We start from the raw sequence: 14,074 nt of genomic DNA, 5'->3' as shown, positions 1-14,074 counted from the left end.
GGGAGTGAAATCGCGCCACGGCCCGGAATTGAAGCTAGGCCATAGCGGATGATGCTCACTGAGCGCGTATGCGTACTCGCGCTTCCAGCGTCCGTCCTGCTCAGACCAGACAAAATCGGGCGGCACCCGGTCCCAAGGATGACCGGAGCATGGACCCAAATGCCTCGACCACAGGCCGCCACACCGACCACACCAGCGACCCAGATTTTGGGTGCTTTTGATCGACGTTCCTAACCCTTCATATATAGGAACCTTTTCTATCTCTTCTTTTTCCATATTTTCAATTTCCTTATAAAAAGATCACTTAAGATCACTTAGGGGGTAAAAAGGACGGTTTTCTGCGGGTTTCAGACGGGTGACTTTTCAGGTGACTTTTGAAAATCAGGTGCATTTTAAAATCACCTTCCCAAAAACAGCCCACGTCAAAAACTCACCCAAAAAGCACTCGCGAATTCGAAAACTCACCCTAATTTCACCTCGAAAAATCCCCCTAGAAAATGGTCTTCCCGGTATCCTGTTTGCCTGCGTAAAAGCGGTTCACATCGTCCCGTCCCTCAGAGAAGGTCAGCTTGCGTTCGAAGCCTGATGTGTCTTTGGTTCGCTGCCAGGCGAATAGGCCATCCTCATTGACGCGCAGGCCGCAGAAGCACGTCTCCCCGTTCAGTTTGACCGTTTGAAGCTGCGGCATTTGCGAGCGGATGCGCCGCGTTATCGTATTGCTGCCCCATGGCTTTGCATCGTCATGTTCCATCTGGCGCCAGCCATTAAAACTGGCCACCAGATCGAGGCGGGCGACCTTGTTCTGACTGTCGAGTTCGATGCATTGGCGCAGCCATGCCCCGACAGGATTATTTTCGTCGCGGAAGGCGGCGCCGGCCGCTCTCATGCATTCCGGCTCAGCAAAATGACCGCGTGAAGCCAGGCGCTGCCATCCTTCTATGGCCCACCACAGGAGACCAGTAAGCTCCTCCTTGCCGATCTTCTCCGATATGCTGGTATAACCTGCTGGCTCTGGTGCGCCTTCTGGCCTGATCTTGGTCATGGAGACGATCAGGGAGCGGTTATAGGTTGCCTCCGACTGATCCTTGACCCTGGGCATATTGTTCGCGGTCAGCATGACGGGAATGCCGAAGCGACCTTCCCAGTTCTTGCCGCCCTTGCGCATCGCGGACGTGCGTTCGCCTGTGATGACGACCTTGTAGGTTTCGGCGTCGAGGGTTTCAGCTTCACCGATAGCATCGTCCGCGATCCAGCCACGCTTGCCGATCAGGGGTTCGCGACCGAAGCGGTCAGACAGGTCCGACATGCGCGATCCGCAAATATGATCATGACCGAGTAGCCAGCGCACCAGTTCGGAGACCTGGGTCTTGCCGCACCGGGAAGCGCCGTGGACAAGGAGCCCTTTGAGCATGTCGCGGGTCTTCAACTCCAGAGGAACGATTGCCGACCCCACCCACTCCTGAATGGTCGATATGATGGCCGCCGCCTCTTCGCGATCGGAAAATGCTTCCGCCATAAAGGCGCGCAGTGCCGGACAATTGCGATCCCCGTTTAGGGATGCAGCGATTTTGCGCGTGGCATAATGTTCTGGCGAATGAACGATGACCTGCATGGTCTGAAGATTGATGCAAGCATCGTTGGCAATGAGTAGGCCGTGTTGATCGAACTCGACATTGTGCCTGATCCATTCAGGCCGATCCATGAAGAACGCCTTGGCGGCGTTCAGCAACGATGTCTTCGGCTCTATACCAAGGGACGCGCAGGCTTCTTGAATAATGGCGCGCAATCGCTGGGCGAGGCGTTCATCCCACTCAACCCAGATGCCTTCATCGTAAGCGAAGGTTGATCCGTTGGTGTGCATGACCGGCCCATGCCGATCTTTCCAGACCCCGATAGCGGCACGGCCGACAGCGACGGTGTTTGATTTGCTTTCACGTGGCGCTTTCGTTTTTTCCGGCTGCTCATCGGCTTCTTCGTCAACGTCAGGAACAAGCTTCAGAGCGGCATTACCGATGAACCTGGGCATGGAGCGCACGGGCATACGCTCTTCGCGTTCCTGAGCTTTCTGCTTGCCGCTGACGATCATCTTGCGGATCGCCTTCTCTTCGGCCTTCCAGTTCCATCTCTGGTCACGGGGCGCGGCGCGTTCTGTCGCGGTCAGGATGGTCGCGACGATCTCGTCATCTTCATAGCCGCGAGCGATCATCGACATGGAAACGCGGAGCTGCGTGCGGTGGATATTGCCTTCCGCCATCGACGCCAGTTCCGCCTCTACGTCGATCGCAGGCTCATATCCGGCTGCACGGGCATAGGCGACGAACGGATCATTTTCGCGAACAGGTCTCGCGGCTTCCACCTTCCCATGCAGAACCGCCCGCTGGTCCTCCAGCCACTCGCACAGCGTATCGAAGTCGTGAACCGATCCATTGTCGGAAACGATCTCACACAGCGCGGACTGGCCATCATAGATCGCCTTGGTGGCGTCCTTGCTGTTCATGGTGCCGGGAAGGCGCATGATGCGCGCCACTTCGGCACAGGCCATATCACCGGCCAGAATATGCGCCAGCGCCCGGAGCGCGGCAGTCACGCGCTCACGGTCAGCGGCAAGGTCAACAGCTTCCTCGAGCATCCAATAGGCATGAAGGCCGCCACCGCTGTTGATGATCAGGGTAGGGCGGTGCGGCAGGAACTCCAGCGCGTCTATGACCTGTTGACCGCCAAGGCCCTGCTTGACGCAATCGATGTCCACCCAGAGGGCGGGAGCCGTCATGGCATTGGCGGCACTGCCGTTATCGGCATCGCGACGGCGCGTGCAGGCGCCAAAATAGACGCCGATCCCGTCGACATCCTTGCGGCGGCAGAAATCACGCAGCGCATCGGAATCTCGGGTGATGAGAGATTCGGCGCCGGGATTACCCTTGACGTTCGGGCATGCGCGCAGTTCGACCGCGTGATCGTGCACACCGAAAAAGCGGGTGATGAAAGCGACTGTCTCGGTGTAGAACTTGTCTTGCACGGGCGAACTTTCGTCAGTGTGGGCACCTGGGAGAGCGTTGCCGCGCCCTCCCAGGCTGTAGTCTCGTCAGAAGCGGGTCTTGGAGCCGGTGGCAGTCTTTGCTGCCGGCTCTTCCTCTTCATCCTTGGCGGGTTGGGGGATGGTGCCGTTATCGACCCAGGCGACGATCGGGATCAGCGGCACATAGGTCTTGCCGTAGACCTTGTGCTTATAGCTGTCGCGCTGAAGCTCGATGATCGGCACCTGCCCTTCGCGGGCACGATATTCTCGGCCATAAGCCTTGCAGAGATTGCCGATCGCACCGATGCCACCCTTGGACGACGCCGAAAACGTCATCTGCTCACCCGTCTCCGGGTTCGCGAGCGGCAGTTCGTTGGTGAAGTTCCACGGGTCCTTGGGCTTCCCGTTTTCGTCTTCTTCCCACTGGCTCTGGTCGGTATAGCCAAGGCTGTCGCGGGCTTCGGGCTTGTGACCCTGCGCCAGCAAGCCCATGCGGCGCTCAGCCGGCTTGCCGTCCTCCCAGCGAATCCAGCCGATCGACAGTTCGGCCATGTTGGCGGCAAGGCGCGTGCCGATGGCTACTTCATCGTCGTTCTGGCCCTTGAGATATTCCCCCTTGGAGAATTTCAGAAAATCGCCCGAACCCGACGCGGCTTCCTGCCCATAGGCGGCATAGGGATCATAGCCGCCCTGGACGGCAAGGGCGCCGCCCTGATTTACTTCCGTAATCGCATTCATAGTCCTGTTCCTTCTTCCTGATGGGCCACAGCGGCCCGGCTTCCGGGGATCGGTCCCCGAAACTTTTCGAGAGCGGTGATCATTTCATCGGAGAGACCGGCGAAGTCGGCGCCGTCCCCGTGCCAGAAATAATCAAGCTCCTGTTCAAACTGGCGGATTTCCGGCTCGATGGAGGCGAGGTAAGCCTGCAAGCCGGTCAGCGTTTCGCAGCCATGCATGGCCTGCCTGATCTCATCGTAACGGACCTTGGCATGCGCCCGCGTGTAGATGGGGCCGGTCAGCTTTTCCTTGCGGTCCAGCCGATCGCCATAAGCCAGAAAGGCGTTATCATTGACCCGCGTCACGCTCTGCCTCCTGCATGCAGAAGGTCGCGAGCGCGGAAATAGACACTCGTTTCAGGCGGGATGGGATCATCCAGCGCTTCAAGGCCAAGCTGGCGATTGAGCCGGTCGCAGCGTGCCGAAATCATCCGCAGCGCGAAGATGCGCACTGGCTGCGCAGAGGCGGGCAGCCAACTTTCGGCAACGGCTTCGACAAGTTCGTCACCCTGGCCGGGCTGAACCGTGCGCAGGTAGCGCATGAAGCCGACAAGGCGCGGCTCCATGGCAATCGCTTGCCTGTTACAGTCGCGGACCCAGCGGCGATAGGCCTTGGTCAATCGCCGCTTCTCTTCCATTTTCAGGTCGAGCGCAGACGGTTGCTTATCCTTGCGGCGCGGACGCGGCGGCGTGTAGACCTTTTCGTCTGCGTAGGCGGAAAAGGCGTTCATATAGCCCGGCCTCGCTCACGCAGACCGTTCAAGACATCTTCCATCTTCAGGCCTGTGTGCTTGGCTACATCTTCCGGGGACACGGAAGTGCCAGCGTAGTAATCGAGCAACTGTGCCCGCTTGTCGTTTCGCAACTTCTTGGTCTGCGCCGCCTTCATGCGGCTCTTGGCAAGCCGTGCGGCCTTCACTGTTTCATCTTCAACGACAACAGTTTTCCCGGCCGGAAGATAAAGCTTGTTCGCTCGCTCCGCGCTGCGGATCGGATCGTCCAGACAGGCTTGCAGGAAAGAATCGATCATGCGGCCTTCTCCATTGCAAAAGGCGCACCGCACTGGCGCACGAACTCAATCGCCGTGGCGGCGGAGCGGAATACCCCGACCTTGAAACCACCGTTGGCCAGCCAGTTCAGCCAGTCGCATTGCTCATCGGACAGCTTGCCGTTGGCGTCCTTGAACTCGATGATGCACATGCCATCGGGCCACATGACATTGACGTCCGGATAGCCCTTGGCTAGACCTTCGCGGCGCACCTTCATGCTTTCCCATGCCGTGCGCCGGCCACCATTCGGAATGGCGACGACACGGCACTTGGGAGCCATCATCGCGATGCGGCTGCGGAAGCGGGACTGGATAGCCAGCTCATCCCCCTCATCGGCAACGCAGCGCGGATCGACGTGGAAAATGTAGGTCATGCGCCAATCTCCACGCCAAGGCGCGCTGCTTCCCTCTCCAGCATCACAACCTTGCGGCGAGCGGCCTCCAGTTGGAGCGGCAGATATTTGCGCCGGTTGCGCTCATGCCTGCGCTGCTTGGCAACGCCGGCAGGCAGAGGCGGCTGGGGGTTCTGGCGGTACATCTCCATGGACTTGACCGACCAACAATGGCGGCAGAGGCCCGTCTTGCCGGGGGCGCTCAACACCTTGTTGCATTGAGTGCAGTGGGGCGCCGGCGTCATGCCACGCTCCTAGGCCGCCGGATCTGTTCGATCTGGTGCAGCCAGTTGGAGGTCGCGCCGTTAAGCTGGCGGATCAGGCTTTCCATGCCGAGCAATTCGGAATGGACGATATTGCGGCCACCGGGGCTGTCGGGATGCTCTGCCTCTTGCAGCTTCACCAGCAGGCGGGCGATCAGCAGCGAGGCGTCGTCCGTATCGCAGACAGCGTTCTCGTCCACGATGCGCTTGCCCTTGGCGCGGATATATTCGTCCAGCACGGTAGGGCAGGCGTCCATGGCCTTGTCGATGATGTCGAAGCCCGGCATTGACCCGGTAAGCTGCTTGTCGAGCGCGACGGTGCTGATTTCCAGTGCGTCCGCGAACTTGCCCTTGCCGAGTTTCGTGATCGCGCGGGTCCAGCCTTCCATGAGATGGGCATGAACCTGCGGTTTGTTCAATCGCTGCGCTTTCGCAACGACGCTTGGGTCATTCTGCTGCATTGCGGCATCCATGATGAAGGGTGGAAACGTGGGTGCCGAGAGCCGGAATAGGGGGACAGCCCCCGGCACCTTCCGTGTGCGACCCGTTGGCCTCACGGAAATCGATGAACTGTGCGATGAAGAGGGCGCGATACCCCCGGCCCTCGATTGCGCAGGGGACCAGCGCGTGGTCAGCGACCCGCCGCGTGCTGGTCTCGTTGCTATTGGGGAGGTTGCGAGACATCTGCTGCTACGCCTCCACTCGCGGCTTGAGGGAGCGCATGGCTTCCACGAAGCAGGGTTCAGCGGGGAGGACGGGGCGAAAGCAGTCAGCCGAAAAGCCATCGCAACCGTTTGTCCCGATGACGCCGACATTCAGGGCAAAAGAGGGAAGCCCGTTTTCATCCCATCCATTGAAAACATTGATTACGCGGTAGATGCGGCCCCTGACGATGCCCAAGGGCGTGCCATCATCCTCGCAGTCGTTGATGCAACGCGCCAAATCCCCAGCTTTCCACTGATGCGCCATTCAGCCCCTCCCAATCTGATGTGTGGAGGTCATGCTGCGGCTCCATGTGGTATGCAGGAGGCGAAAGGGGATTCGCGATGGACCAGCAAACGCAGAAACTTCTGGAGGCGCTTTACACTGGTGCTGTGGCCACGGGCCTCGCAGGCATATCTGTGGGCATCCACCTTGCTAACCGACTGGCGGAAAGCGGCCTCATCACCCCGGCCGATATTGACGCTATCGCTCATGGCGTCACGGCTCCTTTCGAGGAGATGCCGGACAATCCGTTTGCCCAGCAGGCGCTTGCCGCGATCCAGTCGAAGCTGGACCCTGAGCTTGCCCGGATACGGGAAGCATCCCGGCGAGCAGGAAAGGGAAGTCAGCCCTGACCTTCGCCATGATCGCTCGCATGGCAGCGTTGATGCCCTGGGCGCTCATGCTGCCCGTTCCGCTTGCTGGGGTTCAAATCCGACCCATTCAGCCATCGGCACAGCGCCCCTTGTCATCGCATCAATTTGATGAGCCAGTTCCAGAGACGGTTTTGCGCGCCCTTCAATGATCCGATGGAAATTGCTCCGGTCGTATCCGGCGCGGCGTGCCGCCTCTGCGTTCGAGATTTTCTCCCGTGCAATCCAGGCTTTCAGTTTCTCATTCGGTGGCATAGGTGGAGTTGTATGTGATACAACAGGCAAGGTCAAGCGCATGTTGTACAGTCACGGCTTTCCCGTTGTCTGCTGCACAGCGACAATGGGATATGGCTCGTGGCGCACTTCCGAAGGGGCAACCCCGCTTTCGCCTGACGTTCATTCGTCAATGGCGTGAGAAGAAAGGCTTCTCGCTGGACGCGCTCGCTTCAAGGGTTCCGATGGACAAAGGCAACCTGAGCAAGGTTGAACGCGGGCTTCTTCCGTACAATCAGGAAATGCTTGAAAGGCTGGCTGATGCGCTGGGCACTGACCCGGCCAGCTTATTGATGCGCGATCCTACCGATCCAGATGGCATTTGGTCCATTTGGGACCAGGCCAAGCCGGGCGAGCGGCGGCAAATAGCCGAGGTCGCCAAAACGCTGGTTCGGACATCTCGCACTGGCACGGACGGTTAATCTCGCGACGGGGGGTATCATGATCGCATCTTTTTTGGCGTTGCTCGCCGCCGCGCAGGCTCCAGCCATTGTGCGGACGCCCCCGCCTGTATTTAATCCAAGGCCAAAATCTGAAGTGCGCACCTACCAAGAAGACGCTGGAGGCTGGGCAATCGCCATTGATGACACGTTATCCGGCGGGTGCTTTGCTGTGCGTGCCTTTGACGAGGGCACGGTGGTACGTGTAGGCATTAACCCCAAAGACAACAATTTTTATATCGTCGTCGGCAACCCAAAATGGCGTTCTTTGGAGGTTGGGAAAAGCTATTCGATTCGCTGGCAATTTGACAGTGAACTACCTTGGGACGGTACCGCCCATGGTTTTCAATTCTCATCTGGCGGGGATCACTACCTATTCCAAACATTCTCTGACACTGAATTTTTCAAGGAGTTCGTCGCCAAAACGAGGATGACTATTTATTGGGAAACTAAACGTATCGCCACCGTTTCACTCGATGGGACAGGGCAAGCTGTTCAAGCGACGGTTCAATGCCAAAAGCGCGAGTTTAATACGCAAGACCCATTCGCCGCCGCACCAGAAACAGACGATCCTTTCGCTAAAAAGTGACCATCCTCGCCAACATCTACATCGACGGTGACACGGCTCCGGGCCTGTATCAGTTCGCCGCGATCCCGCACCGGGGCGACCGGCTGCACATTTCGCAGGGCGATGATGTGTTGATCCTGACCGTCGAGCGGGTGGATCACTATCCCGTGCCCGCCAAGCTGGGAGCGGCGAACATCTTTGGCGGTGGCGCGCCGGCGGTGACGGTGTTTTGTGGGTTCGAAGGAAAATAAAATGACCGAACCATCTGACCAGTTCCGGATGATCACTGAGCGTGAGTGGCGAGAGGTGGTTGACATTCTAAGCCAACTCAACGCCGGCCTTATCATTCTAAATAAGGCCCTTTTTGGCGAGGCTCCTATCTCAGAAGATGACAAAATGGGGGAGTTCGGCCAGCAGTTCTTCGAGTTACATCGTAATCTGCAATTTAAGATCGGGAAGCTGGTAGGCGTCGAAGGGGGAGATGAAAATGGTTGATCCAGTACCGATCAACGCCAGCGCCTTATTGCAGCGGATGGAACACCGCCTTGAGGAAATCGCCTTGAAAGGCGGGGGTGGAGGTGGCATCTCTGATGGCATGGATGGACGTGTATCAGCCTTGGAAGCTCATATGGAGCATGTTCGCGAGGATACGCGGGAGATCAAGGCGCTTCTCGGCGGCATATCTGATAAGCTCAGCGCAATGCCGACCAAGAGCGATCTGTGGTCCTGGAAACTGCAATGGACCGCCATCGGCATCGGCATGGTGGCTATCATCATCGGCGGCATCATCGGCGGCTTGGCATGGATACAGCCTGAGCCGACGCCACCAGCCCCAGCACAACCTATCGTGGTGACGATCCCCAAGTGATCTGACCGCTCCCAGCGCACAACCTCACAGCCTCGCTTCGGCGGGGCTTTTTTGTGGGTGTGATTCGAGGGGAATTTGTCCTTACGACAATGGAGTTGTAAAAAATACAACAAACCCTCTTGCGCGCTACGTTGTATATGCTACAACCCCTCCTACCGGCCAAGCCGAAGGAGGAAGAGATGCAGACCGTTACCACAACCCAGATGCCCGCCGCCAAGCTGAACAAGGCGAACGCTCGAGATGTGGCGAAAGCCCGCCTCGCACTGCGCATGGGCGAGGCCGGTATTTATGCCCGCAGCCTGTCGGCCATCCACCGCTCTTCCAGCTTTGCCCAGCAGATGCAGGTTGAGCGCGCCATTCACGAAGACGGCATGGCCCACCTGTTCGGCCGCCACCCGAAGTCGGGTGCGATGATCTCGGCGGTGGTGTCGTGAGCGATTTTACGCCAGGGCCATGGTCGATCAATGCCGACAACGAAGTCTGCACTCAGATTGACGGTGAGTTCCACGCAATTTGCACGGATCAGTTTTGCTACGCGCCAGCCCATGAAAAGCGGGCCAATGCGTTTCTGATCTCGGCTGCGCCAGACATGTTCAAGGCATTGGTTGGCCTGGGCGACATTCTCGCCAGGACGGAAAGCAACGCCAGCGGCAACCCTGAGTGGGATGCTGTTAGCGCCAAAGTGAACGCCGCACGCGCCGCCATCGCCAAAGCAACCGCAGCATAACCCAGCCGAAGGAGGAAGAGAATGGAAGTCAATCAGAAGATCAGCGCATTGGTTCTAGCCAAGGTTGCTGAAGGCATGTCCGTTGTGGATGCGCTGAAGGCGGTCTGCGGCACGGCCAAGGTCGATGCGATGATTGGCGACCTTTACGACAGTCTTCGCGCCAAGGCGTCGGCATGATGGAGTTTCAGCCGCGCTACGCAGCTTGGCTTGCGTCTCTTGGCCTGCCGGTCAGCGGCTCCAGCTTAGCCGAAGTCCGCGCTCGCTTTGGGCTGCTCCGCAATATCGAGTTCATGATCTGGATACGACGCTGCCTGGCAACCGCGCCAAAAGGCACTCTCATCAATGGCAGCGTGGCCGATCACGACGCATTTACCGCCCATTGTTGGAAACAAGCGAGCGCCGACTGCCTCGCTGCCCACCCCGCCTGAAGGAGGACGAGAATGGCCTTGGCCGCTGAATTCTACGCTGGCACGAAGAATAAAGCTCCGGTGCTGGACATCGTGCGCATTGGCAATGGTCGGCGCGAACACGTCGAGACGGTTCCTGTCATCAATAAGCGAGAAGCCCGCGCTGTCGCGAACAGCATGGGCGCAACCCCTTGGAATTTCTGAATCTCCCCCTGTCCTGCCTCTTATCGGAGGCAGGGCGCGGATGAGATTCAGCATCACAGGAGCAGGTATGATGACTTCTAAGCACCTCACCGAAGCCGAGCGCAAGACGCTCAACGAAGCGATGGCAATCATCAACAAGCGCACGGCGCACCGTTCGTCCGCCCATATCTACTTCTCGCACTATTCGTGCGAGCGTGCACCTTCGCACGATCTGACGTTCTGGACGCCTGCTGGCAAGCAGCACAGTCTGACCCGTGGCGATACGTTCGCCGACAAGATTGAAGCTTACATCAGCGCTTGCAACCGTGAGGCCTACAACGAGACCATCGCCAAGGAAGAGCGCGCCAAGCAGTTGCGCAAGGAACTCGCTGAGTTGGAAGGCGGTGCCGCATGACCCGCTTCACCGACGCCCTTCGCAATGGCCGCGATAGCGTAACGCTGACCCGCCTTGAAGCCGTGACGATTGCTCTCGTTCTGGTGGCTCTGCCGCTTTGGATTGTGGCGGGAGGGTTGTGATGGATTTGCCAACCCCAGGCGAATGGGTCGCTGAGAAGTGGTCCGCAAAGGAAAGCCAAGTCGTCGCCCTGTGTGGTGAGAAACGAACCCTGATATGCGCGGGAGTTCTGCCCGCCGATGCCAAGGTTATTGTTCAGGCCAAGGGCGCCGCCGACGCCATCACCAAGCTTGAAGCCGAAAAGGCGGAACTGGTGAGCGTGCTGCGAGACGCTTGCGCTTGGATGGATAGCGCTTTGCCAGTCAGCGAGGAAAGCACTGACTTCTTGAATGAAGGTGGTTGGGATGACCTGCCCGCCATCGCCCAGAAGTGCGCTGACACCCTCGCCAAGCTGGAGGCAGGGCAATGAGCTACTCCGAGCTTTCCTATTTCGATGGCGCTGCTTTCCAGCACATCGCTGAGTTCCAAGAGCGCAAACGCCTCACCCGCATCAGGCAGCAGGCCTTTGAAGCCGTGCGCCGCAGAAAGGCATGACCATGCAACATCAGCCGCTTCTCAAGACGCTGGTCCCTTATCACGTGCCCGTCCAGGAATGGGTCAAGACCGCCAGCACCAAGGAACTGTTCTGGCTCCTCAATGAGCTTATCGAGCCGTCGACTGCCAGCCCCGTGCTGTACGGCGATGATGAGCGCGAAGGCTTCCTGGATGAGTTGGGTGCGCTGGGGTGCGACTGGCATCGCAATTTCTACCGCATTCAGCGGTCCACTGAACCCACCGCAGCCTGAGGGGAGAAACCCATGTTCATCAGCAAGAAGAAGCACGAAGCCGCCCTGGCCCTGATGGCTAAGGCGAATGTGGATTTGGAGCAGGGCGTTCGGGCGCTCGATGCGCTGGCCGCCAAGTACAAAAGCGAGCGGGACGCGGCGCGGATCGAGGCCGCAGCCAACGCTGACGACGCCGCGAAGTATCGGCGCAGCAAGGCGAATTTGAAGCAGTTCCGTGACCAGAAGGCGGAGATACGGGCGTGAGCGAGGCAATCGGGATGATGGAACTGCTCAGCTTGCTGGAGCGGGCGAGACCGGAAGCATCAGTTTATCTGGATTTTGGCGGCTATGCTCGACCAACAGATATTGATTCCTACCGTGGTTATTACGATCGCCCAGCGCTCGGTTTCGCGCTCGGAGGATATTCCGGCAACGACCATGGCACCGAGACAACGGTTTCCGACCTGATTGCAGAACTAAAGCGCGGCATGAGCCAGTCCTACGAAGGCTGGAAGGGCGGCACTTACAGATATGACGGGACCGAAGCGCTCTTTGTGGACAATCCAGGCGATAGCAGCGGCATAGCGGTCACAGGGGTGATCGACGGCGATTGGCGCGTGACGATCACAACGGCCTACCTTCCGGACGCTTACTAACCCATTCCCACGGCCCGGCGAAGTGCGCTGGGAGGACAGATTTCTCAAGGAGACAGCCGGACTCGCCCAATAAGCGCGGCTGATAATTCGATGAAGCACAACGTGGAGGCAAATGGCCTTGGTTGCCTGGCGCTTCTGATCATGTTCGCCCTGAGCATCTACGCGGTGCTTCATATTGCTGGAGTTACAGCATGACCGAATCCCAGAAAGGCCCGTTCTACACGCGGCGCCGTGACCGTGACTGGCCACCGTTTCAGCCCACCGAGAAGAAGCCCGGCGAATGGGAGCAGACCCGCGACGGCTTCGTGAGGAAATCAGCATGACCCCCGACATAATAGCGGCGCTCCAGTATGCGCGAAACCTTATAGGGCCAGACGAGATAATCGACGCAGCCCTCTCAACTTCGCCCGCAGGTCAGGAGGTGCGGGAGAGGATTATCGCGGCGATGGAAACAAAGATCGGCGGCATGTTCTCTGGAGCCATGCCAAGGGCAGTCGCGACGGAACTGGCCGATGCTGCACTCGCCGCCCTTTTCCCATCGGTAGAGCCTGCGGGCTACACGGTCCCAGGGTCCGTCTATGAGGCGGCGGTCAAGGGCAGGCAGGATTTCCGCGATGCCTATCGTGAGCAGCGCGACTTGCTCACGCCCGAAGAATGGGCCGTGGTGGAGCAACTAGGCATTCAGCAGGAACTGTCTGTCAGTGCGACACTGCGTCAGGCTGTGCGGCTGTATCAGGTCCATGTGGAGCGCATAAAAGCGGGCGAGACCGTCTCTTGGTCCGGTGACGCTCAGCGCGCCCGTGATTTCTCCGGGCCGTTGGCGGTAGAGCCTGCGGGCAATGGGCGGGAGGCGGTGGCTTGGCGCTGCTTTCACTGTGGTGAAACCTTCACTGATGCGCATCTGGCGAGGCTGCACTTCGGCAGGGATGAGACGAGCGAGGCTGCGTGCATCATTAAGGCGGGCGCGGAAGGCAGCTTGCTCAAAGCCCTTCGTGATGCGGAGGAACAGGCGGATGATGCAATCCAGCGGATGCACGACGAAAGCACCGACGCGGCGAAGGCGTTTCATCAACAGCGCTGTCGCCACAACCAAGCACTGATTGCTGCCGAAGAAGCGGGCTACGAAAAGGGCTTGGCTGATGGGGGCGCACTGGCCACCCCTCCCGCGCCTGCTTTGGATGGGGTGAGAGCGGCAGCAGATACGCTAAGAAAAGAGGCGTTTCTACTGCTCCAGAACAGCGAGGGTTGTGCGCTTAACCATTACGGCCACGACGCCGAGCTTTTCGGAATGCCCGGCTGGCTGGTTGATAGCCGGGCGCGCATCGAGGCTGCTGCCAAAGCCCTTTCCTCCCCATCGGAGGGGGAGAGCGCGCCTGCCAGCAGTGGGGTGGAGCGTGACTTCGCAACGTGGCTGAGGCGGTATGTTGGCAAGCAGGATGCAGGGACGATGCGGTTCAGCGTCGATGAGTTGCGTTTGGCGTTCACAGCCGGTCAAGCCGCCCCTCTACCGCATGATGCGGAGGGGGAGAGCGCGACGGTATCGCGGGAGGGGGAGTTGAGGGAGGTGTTGGAAACAATCGCCAATGCAGAATTTGTCGATGTCATGTGCGATCCCGGTTGGGCTATACGACTAGCCAAATCTGCCCTCTCCACCCCTGCAACCTCAACCGAGCCGGACACGCGGGCCGTGTGCGAGCAGTGCGGCAAGCTCGGCGCGTTCTTTTGCGATCATGTGGGCGCTTCTGCTACCTCAACCGAGCGGGGGCGGTGATGGGCTTCGCGCATATCAACCGGGTCACGGAACGCCCAACAACCGGGAAAACCCTTTACCTGGTCACGGCGTCTTGGCGAGGTGGTCATGAC

General features: G+C 59.1%; 29 protein-coding genes. 20 read left to right on the top strand and 9 right to left on the bottom strand.

Going from position 1 to position 14,074, the window contains the following annotated elements; all coding sequences use genetic code 11:
- Positions 1-490 precede the first annotated feature (490 nt).
- The 9 genes from L286_RS35435 to L286_RS35400 all read right to left on the bottom strand — a co-directional run bounded on the left by L286_RS35435 (position 491) and on the right by L286_RS35400 (position 6,464).
- Positions 491-3,016 carry a phage/plasmid primase, P4 family gene (locus L286_RS35435; RefSeq protein WP_021223416.1) on the bottom strand — a complete coding sequence of 842 codons (2,526 nt, stop codon included), beginning with the start codon at positions 3,014-3,016 and terminating at the stop codon, positions 491-493.
- A 66-nt stretch (positions 3,017-3,082) separates the two neighbouring features.
- Positions 3,083-3,754, bottom strand: coding sequence for a hypothetical protein (locus L286_RS35430; RefSeq protein ID WP_021223415.1), 672 nt, complete (start codon positions 3,752-3,754; stop codon positions 3,083-3,085).
- Complete coding sequence (locus L286_RS35425) at positions 3,751-4,098, bottom strand: hypothetical protein (RefSeq protein ID WP_021223414.1); 348 nt, start codon at positions 4,096-4,098, stop codon at positions 3,751-3,753. The genes L286_RS35430 and L286_RS35425 overlap by 4 nt, the downstream gene beginning before the upstream one ends.
- A complete protein-coding gene (locus L286_RS35420; RefSeq protein ID WP_021223413.1) occupies positions 4,095-4,523 on the bottom strand; it encodes a hypothetical protein in 429 nt (142 codons plus the stop codon). Before L286_RS35420 ends, L286_RS35425 begins: the two co-directional genes overlap by 4 nt.
- Positions 4,520-4,822 (bottom strand): hypothetical protein, encoded by a 303-nt coding sequence (locus L286_RS35415; RefSeq protein ID WP_021223412.1) that lies wholly within the window; start codon positions 4,820-4,822, stop codon positions 4,520-4,522. Before L286_RS35415 ends, L286_RS35420 begins: the two co-directional genes overlap by 4 nt.
- The gene (locus L286_RS35410; RefSeq protein WP_021223411.1) at positions 4,819-5,214 is read right to left on the bottom strand and encodes a VRR-NUC domain-containing protein; all 396 of its coding nucleotides are present in this window, start codon (positions 5,212-5,214) and stop codon (positions 4,819-4,821) included. Before L286_RS35410 ends, L286_RS35415 begins: the two co-directional genes overlap by 4 nt.
- The gene (locus L286_RS48495; RefSeq protein ID WP_152522340.1) at positions 5,211-5,477 is read right to left on the bottom strand and encodes a hypothetical protein; all 267 of its coding nucleotides are present in this window, start codon (positions 5,475-5,477) and stop codon (positions 5,211-5,213) included. Before L286_RS48495 ends, L286_RS35410 begins: the two co-directional genes overlap by 4 nt.
- Entirely contained in the window at positions 5,474-5,914 is a 441-nt protein-coding gene (locus L286_RS35405; RefSeq protein ID WP_152522339.1) for a hypothetical protein, read from the bottom strand. Before L286_RS35405 ends, L286_RS48495 begins: the two co-directional genes overlap by 4 nt.
- Before the next feature lie 271 nt (positions 5,915-6,185).
- The gene (locus L286_RS35400; RefSeq protein WP_021223408.1) at positions 6,186-6,464 is read right to left on the bottom strand and encodes a hypothetical protein; all 279 of its coding nucleotides are present in this window, start codon (positions 6,462-6,464) and stop codon (positions 6,186-6,188) included.
- Between the two features lie 77 nt (positions 6,465-6,541).
- On the opposite strand from L286_RS35400, the gene L286_RS35395 reads away from it, so the two are divergent.
- The 20 genes from L286_RS35395 (at position 6,542) to L286_RS47490 (ending at position 13,982) form a co-directional block, all read left to right on the top strand.
- Positions 6,542-6,832 carry a hypothetical protein gene (locus L286_RS35395; RefSeq protein WP_021223407.1) on the top strand — a complete coding sequence of 97 codons (291 nt, stop codon included), beginning with the start codon at positions 6,542-6,544 and terminating at the stop codon, positions 6,830-6,832.
- A gap of 338 nt (positions 6,833-7,170) precedes the next feature.
- The gene (locus L286_RS35390) at positions 7,171-7,545 is read left to right on the top strand and encodes a helix-turn-helix domain-containing protein (RefSeq protein WP_152522338.1); all 375 of its coding nucleotides are present in this window, start codon (positions 7,171-7,173) and stop codon (positions 7,543-7,545) included.
- Positions 7,546-7,564: 19 nt separating this feature from the next.
- A complete protein-coding gene (locus L286_RS48490; RefSeq protein WP_152522337.1) occupies positions 7,565-8,152 on the top strand; it encodes a hypothetical protein in 588 nt (195 codons plus the stop codon).
- A complete protein-coding gene (locus tag L286_RS35385) occupies positions 8,149-8,382 on the top strand; it encodes a hypothetical protein (protein WP_021223405.1) in 234 nt (77 codons plus the stop codon). Before L286_RS48490 ends, L286_RS35385 begins: the two co-directional genes overlap by 4 nt.
- 1 nt (position 8,383) lies before the next feature.
- The gene (locus L286_RS35380) at positions 8,384-8,626 is read left to right on the top strand and encodes a hypothetical protein (RefSeq protein ID WP_021223404.1); all 243 of its coding nucleotides are present in this window, start codon (positions 8,384-8,386) and stop codon (positions 8,624-8,626) included.
- Positions 8,613-8,999, top strand: coding sequence for a hypothetical protein (locus tag L286_RS48485; RefSeq protein WP_152522336.1), 387 nt, complete (start codon positions 8,613-8,615; stop codon positions 8,997-8,999). Before L286_RS35380 ends, L286_RS48485 begins: the two co-directional genes overlap by 14 nt.
- A 179-nt stretch (positions 9,000-9,178) precedes the next feature.
- Positions 9,179-9,433: a hypothetical protein gene (locus tag L286_RS35370; RefSeq protein WP_152522335.1), complete on the top strand. Its 255-nt coding sequence runs from the start codon at positions 9,179-9,181 to the stop codon at positions 9,431-9,433.
- Complete coding sequence (locus L286_RS35365; RefSeq protein WP_021223401.1) at positions 9,430-9,726, top strand: hypothetical protein; 297 nt, start codon at positions 9,430-9,432, stop codon at positions 9,724-9,726. Before L286_RS35370 ends, L286_RS35365 begins: the two co-directional genes overlap by 4 nt.
- A gap of 21 nt (positions 9,727-9,747) precedes the next feature.
- Positions 9,748-9,903 (top strand): hypothetical protein, encoded by a 156-nt coding sequence (locus L286_RS48985; RefSeq protein ID WP_021223400.1) that lies wholly within the window; start codon positions 9,748-9,750, stop codon positions 9,901-9,903.
- Positions 9,900-10,154 (top strand): hypothetical protein, encoded by a 255-nt coding sequence (locus tag L286_RS35360; RefSeq protein ID WP_021223399.1) that lies wholly within the window; start codon positions 9,900-9,902, stop codon positions 10,152-10,154. Before L286_RS48985 ends, L286_RS35360 begins: the two co-directional genes overlap by 4 nt.
- A 12-nt stretch (positions 10,155-10,166) precedes the next feature.
- A complete protein-coding gene (locus tag L286_RS48980) occupies positions 10,167-10,337 on the top strand; it encodes a hypothetical protein (protein ID WP_021223398.1) in 171 nt (56 codons plus the stop codon).
- 67 nt (positions 10,338-10,404) lie between these two features.
- Positions 10,405-10,731 carry a hypothetical protein gene (locus L286_RS35355; protein WP_021223397.1) on the top strand — a complete coding sequence of 109 codons (327 nt, stop codon included), beginning with the start codon at positions 10,405-10,407 and terminating at the stop codon, positions 10,729-10,731.
- Positions 10,728-10,853 (top strand): hypothetical protein, encoded by a 126-nt coding sequence (locus tag L286_RS49580; protein WP_021223396.1) that lies wholly within the window; start codon positions 10,728-10,730, stop codon positions 10,851-10,853. The genes L286_RS35355 and L286_RS49580 overlap by 4 nt, the downstream gene beginning before the upstream one ends.
- Entirely contained in the window at positions 10,853-11,200 is a 348-nt protein-coding gene (locus L286_RS35350) for a hypothetical protein (protein WP_021223395.1), read from the top strand. The genes L286_RS49580 and L286_RS35350 overlap by 1 nt, the downstream gene beginning before the upstream one ends.
- The gene (locus L286_RS49575) at positions 11,197-11,325 is read left to right on the top strand and encodes a hypothetical protein (protein ID WP_021223394.1); all 129 of its coding nucleotides are present in this window, start codon (positions 11,197-11,199) and stop codon (positions 11,323-11,325) included. Before L286_RS35350 ends, L286_RS49575 begins: the two co-directional genes overlap by 4 nt.
- The gene (locus L286_RS35345) at positions 11,322-11,576 is read left to right on the top strand and encodes a hypothetical protein (RefSeq protein ID WP_021223393.1); all 255 of its coding nucleotides are present in this window, start codon (positions 11,322-11,324) and stop codon (positions 11,574-11,576) included. The genes L286_RS49575 and L286_RS35345 overlap by 4 nt, the downstream gene beginning before the upstream one ends.
- Positions 11,577-11,588: 12 nt before the next feature.
- Positions 11,589-11,819, top strand: a complete 231-nt coding sequence (locus L286_RS35340; RefSeq protein WP_021223392.1) for a hypothetical protein — start codon at positions 11,589-11,591, stop codon at positions 11,817-11,819.
- On the top strand, positions 11,816-12,211 hold the full coding sequence (locus L286_RS35335; RefSeq protein WP_021223391.1) for a hypothetical protein: 396 nt from the start codon (positions 11,816-11,818) through the stop codon (positions 12,209-12,211). Before L286_RS35340 ends, L286_RS35335 begins: the two co-directional genes overlap by 4 nt.
- Positions 12,212-12,402: 191 nt before the next feature.
- Complete coding sequence (locus L286_RS49570; RefSeq protein ID WP_274518522.1) at positions 12,403-12,534, top strand: hypothetical protein; 132 nt, start codon at positions 12,403-12,405, stop codon at positions 12,532-12,534.
- Complete coding sequence (locus L286_RS47490; RefSeq protein ID WP_021223390.1) at positions 12,531-13,982, top strand: hypothetical protein; 1,452 nt, start codon at positions 12,531-12,533, stop codon at positions 13,980-13,982. Before L286_RS49570 ends, L286_RS47490 begins: the two co-directional genes overlap by 4 nt.
- The last annotated feature ends 92 nt before the right edge of the window (positions 13,983-14,074 follow it).

The organism is Sphingobium sp. HDIP04 (assembly GCF_000445085.1).
Taxonomy (GTDB): domain Bacteria; phylum Pseudomonadota; class Alphaproteobacteria; order Sphingomonadales; family Sphingomonadaceae; genus Sphingobium; species Sphingobium indicum.
This window is presented reverse-complemented; position numbering and strand designations above follow the sequence as displayed.